The sequence below is a fragment of the Paracoccus sp. DMF genome, from assembly GCF_004407025.1.
GTDB lineage: Bacteria > Pseudomonadota > Alphaproteobacteria > Rhodobacterales > Rhodobacteraceae > Paracoccus > Paracoccus aminovorans_B.
Genome location: NZ_SOKV02000066.1, coordinates 1 through 11,136 on the forward strand (window position 1 = coordinate 1; position 11,136 = coordinate 11,136).

Below are 11,136 nucleotides of genomic sequence, written 5' to 3' on the forward strand. Positions count from 1 at the left end.
GTTCTTGAGCCCGAAGAAGACCCAGCCGTTCCACCGCGTGCCGGTGATCGCCCGGGCGATGGCGGACAGCGACTTGTAAGGGCGGCCCTGCCATTCGAACCCGTCGGCAGTGACGGTGACAATCTGTTCGACGCCCTGCCATTCTCGCAGCAACCGGGTGCCGGTGATGGGACGGTCGCGGTCGAGGCGGATGCTGCGCCTCGTCCGGTCGCCGCCGTCCAGTTCCTCGCCCAGCCGTTCCAGCCGACGCACCGTCTCGGGCTTCAACCCGCCATAGGCGAGTTCCTGAATGCGGTAGGCCAGACGGGATTCAAGGTAGCGGCGATTGAACGGCGGCGGCTCGCTATCGAACAGGTCGCGCCATCGCTTCTTCAGGTCGGGCGTCGGGGTGGTCTTGAGCGCGGCGAGGCGCGCGGGGATGGGATCGGGGTTGTTCATGCATTTCTCCGGTGCGTTGGAGTTGCATGAGGGCATTGGTCGCTGGACAAGTGTAGGCAACTTTCTCCGGTATCGTCAGATACTTCGCTCATCTCCCGCATCCGCAACCGAACCAGCCCGAGCGCCAGCAGGCCGCACAGCTCGGCGCGGCGCTCGGCGGGCGTCATCAGGAAGGGCGGCAGCGGATTGGGGCGTTTCATGCGGCCGACCGCTCCGCCCGGCCAAGAACGGCGGCGGTGATCGCCCCACGGTTCCAGCGGAAGTTCAGGTGGCAGTTGGCTGCATATTTCGACAGGCTGAAATCCAGCCCGTTGGCCTCGTGCCCCGCGCGCTGCAGCAGCGCCATCTGTTTCATCGTGGCGGGGTCGTTCAGCCAGCGGCGGCTCTTGATCGAGGCGGTGCCGGTCTCGGTGGCGCGCAGGAAATCGTCGGCGGCGGCGAGCGCCTGCACCCGGGTGCCGATGGCGAGCGGCCGGATCGCCCTGCCTTTCGGTTGTCCGAGGGCATGCCAGAGCGTGCCGTCGTGGAACACGCCGGCCCAGCCATTGAACCCACTCGCCATCATCGCCTGGCCGTCGCCATGCAGGTCGCACCAGGCGAACGGCGACCGTTCCAGCAGGTCGATCTCCATCATGTCGAAGGCGGTGAGCAGCCGGGCCTCGCCACGCTCGCGCGTGAAGACATGCCCGCAGAAATCGCAGACCGAGGCGCCGAGCGGCAGTTCCGCCTCGCAGGTCGGGCAGAGTTTCCACGGCGCCTGGCCGGCCTCGGGATCGTCTTCGTCGAGGTCGATCTCCTGTTCGAGCGACCCGTGCCGGAGCGCGGCGCCCGCGAAATCGAGCACGATGCAGTCGGTCTTCACGATACCGGGGAAACGCGCGGGATCGACACGGCGCAGACCGCGCCCCACCGCCTGGATGAAGGTGCCCTTGTGCAGCATCGGGCGCAGGATGCCGATGCAGCCAACCGGCTGGCTGTCGAAGCCTTCGGTCAGGACCATGCAGTTCGTCAGCACCTGCACCTCGCCCCTGTCGAACCGGGCGATGAGCTCGGCGCGCACCCGCGAGGGCATGTCGCCCGAGATCGTCTCGGCCGTGACGCCCGCGGCGCGGAAGGCTTCTGCCACCGCATCGGCATGGTCGACCGTCGCGCAGAAGAAAATGCTGCGCCGGTCCGCCGCCTTTGCCTGCCAGTGCTCTACGACCGCCTCGTTCAGTACCGAGCGGTTCAGCACCTTGTCGGCGGCGCGCATGTCGTAATCGCCCGCAGTGGCCTCCAGCCCGGCCAGTTCGTCCTCGACGCCGAGATCGATTGTATAGGTGCGCGGCGGCACCAGGAGACCGCGCCCGATCAGCTTGCCTATCTTCAGATGATAGCCGACATTGCTGAAAGTGCGGCGCAGGCTGCGCCCATCGCCGCGACCGGGCGTGGCCGAAAGTCCGAGCAGCCTGATCTCGGGGTTGAGTTCCCGTGCCGCATCAATGACGGACTGATAGCTTTGCGCGGCCGAACGGTGACATTCGTCGATGACGAGATGCGAGACCGGCGCCATGCGTTCGCGCCGGTTGGCGCGGGCGAGCGTCTGAACGCTGCCGAAGACGATGCGACCGCCCCAATCGTCCTGCTCGGCCTTGACCACCGAGGTGGTCATTCCGGTCACGGCCCCGATGGAGGTCCGGTTCTGGTCGATCAACTCGTCGGTGTGCTGCAGCACCAGGACGCGGTCGTGTCGCCGGTGTTCCAGTTCCTCACCGATGTAGAAACCGGCGATGGCGGTCTTGCCCGCCCCGGTGGGCAGGACCAGCATGGTATTGCCGTGGGTGGCGGTGCGGTCGCGGGCGGCATCGACTGCCGCCCTCTGGTAGTCGCGTGGAATCATGACCGTCCCCCCTCAGCGTGCCCAGAAGGGTGCGGAACCGGAGGACGGCGCGCCGGACTGGCCCATGCCGGTGTTCGACAGCTGGGTGCCCGTCGCGGTGTACTGACCCTGCTGCGGCGGCTGCGGCACGCTGCCCAGCAGACGCGCATATTCGGCATGGTCGGCGCCGATGGCCGCCTTGATGACGTTGCGGCCGCTGTCCTCGGGCTTGTCCTTGTCGCGCTCGATGCCGATGCGGGCCACGAACTCGAGCCCGTTCAACTCGCCGAGGCTGCGGATCATCCGCGCGGCGCGGGCGGCGTTCGACTGGTCATCGGCACGCACACCGCGGGCGGATTCGAGGATACCGCGGATCATGGCGCGCCCGCGGTTGCCGTAGGTGTCGTCGCCGGGACCGCCCGCAGCCTTTCCGCGAAAGCCGATGCGGGTGTAGATGCGACGCCGCGCGAACGGCCCCTCCATCACCACCGCCTCGGTGTTGAGATAGAGGGCCGGGCTGGTCTTGCTCTGGGTGAGCCAGCCTTCGGGCCCCGCGCCGCCGGGCCGGACGGTCAAGCAGACCTTGACCAGCGTGTTGGCCGGAATGAGGTCGAAGGCGGCGTCCTGCGTGTCCGCGCCGTTGAAATCCATGTCGCTCGCCATTGTCATGCTCCTTTCGTCGTCGGGGGATTGGGTGCGGTGGCGTCCGCGGGCAGATCGAAGTTCAGGCGGGCAGCGCCCTCTGGGCGCGGACCACGGATCTTCGCCATGAGCCGCCCGAGATGAGCGGGCTCGATCATCGACAACCGGCCGCTGCGGTCCTTTGCAGGCAGCCCGAAATCGTTGATCGTGGTGCAGATGAACGCCCTGAACGGGTCACCCTTCTCGGGGCGCAGTTCGGTCAGGGTCACGACTTCGTCGACGATGCCGGGCAGTTCGAGTCCGGTCTTCGAGCCCTCGATCTGCATCGAGAAGAAGGGCTTGCCGAAGTCGTCGAGCTTGCGGTCGAGAAGACCGACCAGCCAAATGTTCTTGGCGGGCGTGTGCTGCAGATGCGTGAGCCAGCCGATCATCTCCTGGCCTAGCAACCCATAGGTCGCGCGGAGATCCGGCTTGCCGGTGCGGTCGGACTGGGCCTGGGATTGGCCCTTGCACCACTGAAGGCAAATGCGAGAGGCGACGGAGATGCTGTCGACGAAGACCGTGTCGTACTTGTCGAGTTGGCTGGCGGGACCGAAGGCCGCGCAGACCCGCGCGAAGTGCCCTGGCCCATAGGACTGGTCGTCCCGCATGGCCGGGTTGGCGCCGCCGATCCAGGCGGCCAGATCGCGGGCGACCTCCCCAGTCGCGGATGCGGATCTCGTCGCCGGGCCAGCCCTGAACGGCCAACTCGCCCGCCTCGAGGTTCAGGAAAAGCGTTCGCTGCGGATCGAGGGTCAGCAGCTGCGTGGTCTTGCCGATGCCGGAGGTGCCCGTGAGCACCCCCTTGATGCCGCGCGCTTCGCGCAGGCGTTCGTCGGCGGTGATGATCCGGAGCGGCCCGGCGCCGAAGGGGGCGCTCACTTGCCGCCCTCCAGATCGCGCGCAGCCGCCGAGATGGCGATGTCCGCGCCACAGGCGCCCTGGCGGCGCGCCATCTTCAGAACGTCACCCAGAGCGCCGGTCAGGCGGTAGAGATCGGATTGCTGCCGTGCCAGGGCGACCAAGGCGAATTCGATCTCGTCCACCGTGGCGCGTTCGATCGGCACGACCTGTTCCGGCCTGTCGAAAACCGCCGGGATGTCGATGTTGTCGGGAAGCATTTCCAGCCAGCGCAGTTCGCGCAGGCGCTTCAGAGGGGTAGTCTTGAACATGGTGACGCTCCGTGTTGTCGTCGGTTGCTGTCCAGGGATCGTCGGGAAGACTGCTGCCGGGCCTGACGCCGCCCTGGAGCTTGCGGTCGGAGTGTTTCCCCGCGTGGGGGTGTTGCATTCCTCCGAGGGCCCGGCATGAAACTGGCGAACCGGGTCATCGCCGGTCCTGTTGTCACCTACCGGCGAGCCTCCGAGACTGTCGGGGCGGTGCCGAGATATGCCGCGAGATCAAGCGCCTCGGCGGCCTTCCGGATCGTGGCAAGCCGGGCGTAGACTGTGCTGCGATGGATCCCGAGGGCTTCGGCCGCTTCCGTCGGCGACATGTCGATCAGGGCCAGCGCGAGGGCGCGGCAGGTCGGGGTCAGGCCAGCAAGGAGCCGCTGGACGTCCCGGACCAGCCCGAACGCCTCGTCCGTTGCGCGTGTGACGGCGGCATGCGGCATCGCGCTGTCGGGCAGCGTTTCCGCGAGCGGCAGCATCTCGTCATCGCCGCGCCCCTCGGCGGGGCTGTCGAAGTCGATCCAGGCCCGTTCGGCCCGCAGCCGTTCGGTCGGCGCGGCCAGCGTGGCGATGCGGTTCGCCAGCACGCGGTCGGCGAAGGTGTCATACTGACCGCGGGCCGGGTCGAACTTCTCGTCCCGGCGATAGAGATGCAGCCGCAGATCCTGCTTGATGTCCTCGGCATCCATTCCGGGGACGGAGCCCGAGCGGGCCAGCCGTTCGGCGCGAATGGTGATGTTGCGGGAGACGCGCGAGCGCGCGTCGCAAATGGGGTGGAAACGCTCCATGAAGTTTCGCCTTCGTCCAGGTGGACGGGCACGCGGCCCGAGTGACCGGGACCGGCGAAAATTCGTTGGAGCGGCGGCCTTGGCGGCTCAGCACAAAGAGAAGCCGCTGAAACCCGGTTGGATTTCAGCGGCTTGAGAGGCGAACTTTTTCGAAGAAATTCTTGACGTCAGCCAGCGAATTTTCGCGGGGACTGGCCCAGCTTGCCTTGCTGGAGGTCGTTGGCGTTCGCCACGAAACGGGCGACATACTCATCCCCGACCGTGGGCAGCGGCTCTTCTGCAATCCCGAAGGCGGCTCGCAGCACTTTGGAAAGCGCCTGCTTCTGTTTCTGGTGCTTCGAGGTGTCGGTGCTCTTCGCATGATGGACGGGGAGCCGACCGCCCTGCATCGCGAACGCCTTCAGATAGGTCCACGCCGCTTTCGGCTTGCCATTCTTGGCGCTCTTCAGCCCGAGCCCATCGGGCTCGAACCTCCGGGTCTCGCCCCGGAAACTCACGTTAACGACTTCATCGGCGACGAAGCGGATCCCGATTTCCTCCCATCGCGCGTTGCTCGGCAGCGCCCACGCCAGGTTGGAAACTGCGTTATCAGTCCCGCTCACGATCTGAGCGCGGAGATCGGCGAACACAACGGTCGATGGCTGGCAAGGCTGCAATTGCCCGCGGTCATCAACGTGGACCAGATCCTCAAGCGCCATGCGTACGACGCCTTCGCGATCCAGAGCGGCGGCAAGTTGCGGCGGGATTGATGACGAGGTCGGGGCCAGCAGCAGTTTGGGTCCCGGGTGGGCAATCACTTCGTCAAATTGCGCCACGTCCTCGCGTGCAAGCGGCCCCGGCACCATCAGGAAAACAGGAAAACCCCGGCCTGCAAACACATCATGTGAGCCGATCCTGAAGACCAGTCGACGGTCGAAACTTGCAGGACGGTCGGACAGGTCTAATGCTGCGGCGATGCTGCGCGCCAACCCGACACGGTCGAGGCCGTAGATCATGATGTCGTTCTTGTTCAGGTCGAGATCGGCGCAGGCCTTGGGGGTGTCACCACAGACAGCGCGGATGGTGCCGTCGTCGTGGTGCACGACTCGGCGGGGGCACCCCTCACCGCCTGGTGATGGGCAGGCGATGCTCGTCGCTGGCGTTCCAGTCGATCGCACCAGTGGCAGAAGGCAGTCGGGTTCGTCGACCACCACGCAGCCGAATTCATCGCCCAACAGGCTCGCCCATTCGCGCCGGTCTGTCGCTGCATCGATCAGCGCATCAAGCGTCTTCCAGAACTTCGAAATCCGCATCGTCATCCGCCCCTGCCGGAATCGCCCAGAACCCGCGAGCCTTCAGCCAGGCTTCGATGACCTCTTCGTCAGACTCGCGTTCATAGCGCGCAATGTTCGCGGGCCTTATCGTCACGCACCGCTCCCGCTTGCTGCCTTCGAATGCAAACTTGAAGGTCGCGTGCGTGAACGCGCCGCCAGTGAGCCGCTTCTCCCAGTTTTCGGCATAGGCCTTGAACAAGTCCTCCGACTTACGAATTTCCATCTCCGAAAATTTACCGGGCCATCGACGGCCGAACTCCACGAAGCGCACGCCGGCAATTCCCTCGATATCCCCATGCGCCATTGCATCCGGCCCCAGTTCGCGCAGCGGATCGAGTGTGTATCTCTCGGAGCGATCGAAATAATCCTCGCTGCCGAACAGCGCCTCACCGAACGTCTTGAGATAGAGTTCGCGCTCGCCCTTAGTTCCGGCGTTCACGCCGATCTCGTCGGTCATACTGTCGTAGATCAGCACGTCATGTTGTTGGGGCCGATAGAACGCAATTCCGCTTTCACCGTCGTCCTGGTGCTTCCCTTCCCGGCGCATCGACATGCCGTGCCGCACGAGCAGCCAGATCTTCTCGCCTCGCGGGAACGCGAATATCCGGCTGTTGCGGCCGCGTCGCTTCACCTCGAACCAGTTGTCCATCCGGTCCTGCATGGTTTTCGCAATGGCGTCCGAGATGGACGGGAGCTCTGCGGCCTTTTTCTTCGGGCGGGAACCGGCGAAATACATGAAGTTCGAACGCTGAAACGCCACCGTTTCGGCATGCTGGCGCTGCAGCAGCATGGGCTGCGCAAGCCAGATCTGGACCGAGACATCGGCTACCGAGACCTCGTGATCCTTGTCGATCTCGATTCCGGCAGCTGCGGCACGGTCGAGCAATTCGTCCATCGCCTCATGGGACGCGGTTTCGTGCACGTAATAGAGCGCGTTGACCATGTCCTCGGGCACCGACGCGTCCGGATTCATCAGGACACCCGCGATGGCTTCGAGCGGCATATCATCCGTAGACCATGCGGCGAGGTCGAGTTCGCGGGACTGAAAGTAGTCCTTCCAAGGCTCAAGAAATGCTTTCAGTCGCGCGGGCGCGATCTGCTTGAGGCGATCCGGGTTGCTGAAAATCCTCGGATTAAATGCTGGCATCCGCCTCGCTGCTCCTGAAATTGTTACGGTGAGCAAGATTAGGAAGGAATCTCGCTCGCCACAAGATTGTGTTCCCGTAAGGTTCTGTGCGCACCATCCGACAGTCCGTCACCCTCGCCGGTAGGTGAGGAGAGCATCTGGAGCTCTCCCATGACCACAATCCCCTTCGCGCGCCGCGCTGACATCCATCCATGCCCGCATGCGGCCCCGGCACATGAGGGCTGCGCATGATCGATCCCGATGAACGTGAACAGGCCGCGCTGCGCGCCGCCTTGAAGAACATGGCCGAACTGATGGCCGAGATCGGCTGGACCAAGCGGTTCGCCGATCTCAGCGAGGCGCAGGCGCTCGCCCTCACCACCGCCGCCGTCGACGGCTTCCAGGAAGCGATGATGGCCAGCGCACCCCGGCCCGATCCGGAGGTGCCGTTCTGATGGATGCCGGTTTCGACTTCAACCATCGGGAGAAGCCGCCGAGTTTCGCGGATACCGTCAATGCCTGCATCGATAATGCCCTCGTCGCGGAACAGGCCCAACGCCCCGCGCGCGACTACCTCGGCGGCAGCCGGCTCGGCGATCTCTGCCAGCGCAGGCTGCAATACGAATACCTGAAGACGCCGAAGGATCCGGACGCCGGGTTCTCGGGCCAGTCTCTGCGCATCTTCGCGCTCGGGCACGTCCTCGAAGATCTGGCCATCGAATGGCTGCGCAAGGCGGGTTTCGACCTGCGCACGCGCAATCGCCATGGCGATCAGTTCGGCTTTTCGGTCGTGGGGGGACGTGTACAGGGCCATACCGACGGGGTGGTCGTCGCCGCGCCGAACGGCATGGCGGTTCCTGCGCTGTGGGAGTGCAAATCGGCCAACGCCAAGAACTGGCGGGAAATCGCGAAGCACGGCGTCGGAAGGGCCAAGCCAGTCTACGCCGCGCAGATCGCGCTCTACCAGGCCTATCTCGGCCTGACCGAGGCGCCCGCGCTCTTCACGGCGATCAACAAGGACACGTGCGAGATCTGGCACGAACTCGTGCCGTTCGATGCCGCACTCGCCCAGTCCGCCAGCGACAAGGCGGTGACGATCCTGCGCGCCTGCGACGCCGGTGAACTTCTTCCCCGCCACACGGCCGACCCCGACCACTTCGAATGCCGCTTCTGTGCGTGGCGGGAACGGTGCTGGGCATGACGGTCCCGTCCGACACCATCGCGCCCGACGACGTCGCGCCCGACGCTGAAATGATCGCGATCTATGCCGACGTTATCTTCGGATACTGCGACGGCTGGGTGCCGGTCCGTGCACTGGCCGAGAAAGGCGCGGGCGATGGTCCGCCGCATGTCCCCTACATCGAAGCGGACGCCACGCTCGCCGCGAAACTGGCGCTTCAGGCGACATGGGCCAGCAGCGTCGGCATGGCACTGTTCGTGGCGCCCGGCACGGTGTCCGCCCCTGGCGACGCCAAGGCGGAAAGCATCGTGCAGACGCAGGTCGTGCTGGTCGATCTCGACCATGGCGACATCGGCGCGAAACGCGACCACCTCGTGCAGCATCTCGGATGCCCGACGCTTGAAGTGGCGTCCGGCGGTGTCACCGCCGAGGGCCAGCGCAAGCTGCACCTCTACTGGCGCCTGTCCGAACCCGCCGAAGGCGAGGACATCGGCACGGTCTGTCGGGCGCGGCACATGATCGCTGCCAAGGTCGGCGGCGATCCGTCCTTCCGGTCCGCCCACCAGCCGATCCGTGTGGCCGGATCGATCCATGCCAAACAGGGCCGACGTCGGCTGGTGGAGATCCTGCACCACGATCCCTGCGACTACGATCTGGGCGAACTGCTCGAGGCGATCATCGCCATGCCGCCGCTCGAAGGCGAGAACGGACTCGATTTCAACATGGCCGCCACCGAGCGCGGCAGCGTCACCGAGCTGTTCGGCCGTCAGGTCCGCGAAGGCGGCGTCGACGGCACAACACGGTTCGACGCGCTGTCGCGGGTGATGGGTTACTGGATCCGCCGCGCCCGCGAAGGCCATGTGCCGCGCGAACAGGCCTGGGAAGAAATCGTCTCCTACAACGCGGCCCGCGTCTCGCCTCCCTGGCCGGAGGCCCGGTTGCGCGAGGAAGCAGAACGGCTCTGGAAACGCGACACCGCCCGCAACGGCGATCTCGACGACGAGGATGGCGGGTGCGATGGCGGCGGCCCGGCCGGTGGCGACGACGACGGCCCCGTGCCGGTGCGTTTCACCGAGGACGCGCTCGCCGCCACCTTCGCCATCCGGCATGCCGAGACCTGGCGCTACGTCGCGGGCTGGGGACAGTGGCTGACCTGGTCAGGCAAGCTCTGGCGGCGCGAGGAGACGCTGCAGGCCTTCGATCTGGCGCGGATGATCTGCCGCGAGGCGGCCGCGCGCGCCGGATCCGCAAAGCTCAAGGCCAAGCTCTCCACTGCGGCGACGGTTTCGGCCGTGGAGCGGCTCGCCCGCTCCGACCGCCGCCACGCGACCACGACCGAACCGTGGGACCGTGATCCCTGGCTGTTGAACACGCCGGGCGGTGTGGTCGACCTCCAGAGCGGCGCATCCCGGCCACATGATCCCGGCCTCTTCATGACCAGGATCGCCGGTGCGTCCGTCGCCGACACTTGTCCCGTCTGGCTGGGCTTTCTGGAGACCGTCACCGGCGGGGACGGCGAGCTGCAATCCTACCTGCAGCGGATGGCGGGCTATTGCCTGACCGGAGTCACGACCGAGCATGCGCTGTTCTTTCTCTACGGCACCGGTGCCAACGGCAAATCCGTCTTCGCCAACACCCTGACCGCCATCCTCGGCGACTACGCCACCGTCGCGCCGATGGACATGTTCATGGCCACGCAGGGTGATCGCCACCCGACCGACATGGCCGGGCTGCGCGGGGCGCGCATCGTCACGTCCATCGAAACGGAACAGGGCAGCCGCTGGGCCGAGAGCAAGCTGAAGGCGCTGACGGGGGGCGACAAGATCACGGCCCGCTTCATGCGGCAGGATTTCTTCGAGTTCATCCCGCAGTTCAAGCTGATGATCGTCGGCAACCACAAGCCTTCCATCCGCAACGTGGACGAGGCGATGAAGCGGCGCCTGCACATGGTGCCCTTCACCGTCACCATCCCGCCCGCGCGGCGCGACAAGCACCTGGCGGACAGGCTGCTGGCCGAACGCGATGGGATCCTCGCGTGGGCGCTCGAGGGCTGCATCGAATGGCAGCGGACAGGCCTGCGCCCGCCGCCCGCCGTGATGGCCGCGACAGAGGACTACTTCGAGGCGGAAGACGCCATCGGTCGCTGGATCGACGAGCGCTGCTCTGTCGGGTTGCACCTCAGCGCCAGCACTTCAGCGATGTTCGCCGACTGGAAGGCGTGGGCCGATGCAAACGGCGAGTTCGCAGGCTCGGTCAAGCGCTTCTCGGAAGCCCTGATCGTCCGGGGATTCGAGCGTCACAACACCCGCGCCGCGAAGGGATTCCGGGGCATCGCCCTCGATGACAGCAACTCTGACCTTTTCTCGGGAGAATAGGAAAATGCCAATGAATTCAGAGTGTGTGACGGATGTGACGGATCATACCTATAAGACCGTTACGCGCGCGCATGTGCGCGCCTGTGGAGCAGATAGGGAACTATCCGTCACATCCGTCACACCCGTCACCAACCCTCCTGTGCGGATGGAGGACGGCGGCGGACTGCTCCCGTGCATCCTCGCGCTCGACCTCGGCACCTCGACC

The 11,136-nt window shown here is 65.8% G+C and carries 12 protein-coding genes and 1 pseudogene; 4 read left to right on the forward strand and 9 right to left on the reverse strand.

Annotated elements, in window-relative coordinates; genetic code table 11:
* From E3D03_RS18985 to E3D03_RS19025, 9 genes and pseudogenes are all read right to left on the reverse strand, one after another.
* A partial coding sequence (locus E3D03_RS18985) for a DUF2924 domain-containing protein (RefSeq protein ID WP_263568246.1) occupies positions 1 to 438 on the reverse strand: 438 nt, incomplete at its 3' end.
* Between the two features lie 196 nt (positions 439 to 634).
* Positions 635 to 2,317 carry a DEAD/DEAH box helicase gene (locus tag E3D03_RS18990; protein WP_263568247.1) on the reverse strand — a complete coding sequence of 561 codons (1,683 nt, stop codon included), beginning with the start codon at positions 2,315 to 2,317 and terminating at the stop codon, positions 635 to 637.
* A 12-nt stretch (positions 2,318 to 2,329) separates the two neighbouring features.
* Positions 2,330 to 2,959 (reverse strand): hypothetical protein, encoded by a 630-nt coding sequence (locus tag E3D03_RS18995; protein ID WP_263568248.1) that lies wholly within the window; start codon positions 2,957 to 2,959, stop codon positions 2,330 to 2,332.
* Positions 2,960 to 2,961: 2 nt separating this feature from the next.
* Positions 2,962 to 3,588 carry an ATP-binding protein gene (locus E3D03_RS19000; protein WP_263568249.1) on the reverse strand — a complete coding sequence of 209 codons (627 nt, stop codon included), beginning with the start codon at positions 3,586 to 3,588 and terminating at the stop codon, positions 2,962 to 2,964.
* Between the two features lie 112 nt (positions 3,589 to 3,700).
* Positions 3,701 to 3,859, reverse strand: a pseudogene (locus tag E3D03_RS21345) (hypothetical protein); the annotation flags it as partial.
* A complete protein-coding gene (locus E3D03_RS19010; RefSeq protein WP_263568250.1) occupies positions 3,856 to 4,149 on the reverse strand; it encodes a hypothetical protein in 294 nt (97 codons plus the stop codon). The pseudogene E3D03_RS21345 and the gene E3D03_RS19010, both read right to left, overlap by 4 nt.
* A 176-nt stretch (positions 4,150 to 4,325) precedes the next feature.
* Positions 4,326 to 4,937: a sigma-70 family RNA polymerase sigma factor gene (locus E3D03_RS19015; protein WP_263568251.1), complete on the reverse strand. Its 612-nt coding sequence runs from the start codon at positions 4,935 to 4,937 to the stop codon at positions 4,326 to 4,328.
* Between the two features lie 167 nt (positions 4,938 to 5,104).
* Positions 5,105 to 6,235, reverse strand: coding sequence for a hypothetical protein (locus tag E3D03_RS19020; protein WP_263568252.1), 1,131 nt, complete (start codon positions 6,233 to 6,235; stop codon positions 5,105 to 5,107).
* Positions 6,198 to 7,397 (reverse strand): hypothetical protein, encoded by a 1,200-nt coding sequence (locus E3D03_RS19025; RefSeq protein ID WP_263568253.1) that lies wholly within the window; start codon positions 7,395 to 7,397, stop codon positions 6,198 to 6,200. Before E3D03_RS19025 ends, E3D03_RS19020 begins: the two co-directional genes overlap by 38 nt.
* A gap of 227 nt (positions 7,398 to 7,624) precedes the next feature.
* Between E3D03_RS19025 and E3D03_RS19030 the strand changes: the two genes are divergently transcribed.
* The 4 genes from E3D03_RS19030 to E3D03_RS19045 all read left to right on the forward strand — a co-directional run.
* Complete coding sequence (locus E3D03_RS19030; protein WP_263568254.1) at positions 7,625 to 7,831, forward strand: DUF6511 domain-containing protein; 207 nt, start codon at positions 7,625 to 7,627, stop codon at positions 7,829 to 7,831.
* The gene (locus tag E3D03_RS19035) at positions 7,831 to 8,577 is read left to right on the forward strand and encodes a hypothetical protein (protein WP_263568255.1); all 747 of its coding nucleotides are present in this window, start codon (positions 7,831 to 7,833) and stop codon (positions 8,575 to 8,577) included. Before E3D03_RS19030 ends, E3D03_RS19035 begins: the two co-directional genes overlap by 1 nt.
* Positions 8,574 to 10,931: a phage/plasmid primase, P4 family gene (locus E3D03_RS19040; protein ID WP_263568256.1), complete on the forward strand. Its 2,358-nt coding sequence runs from the start codon at positions 8,574 to 8,576 to the stop codon at positions 10,929 to 10,931. Before E3D03_RS19035 ends, E3D03_RS19040 begins: the two co-directional genes overlap by 4 nt.
* A gap of 25 nt (positions 10,932 to 10,956) precedes the next feature.
* Positions 10,957 to 11,136 (forward strand): hypothetical protein (locus E3D03_RS19045; RefSeq protein ID WP_263568257.1); only part of this gene is annotated, 180 nt, incomplete at its 3' end.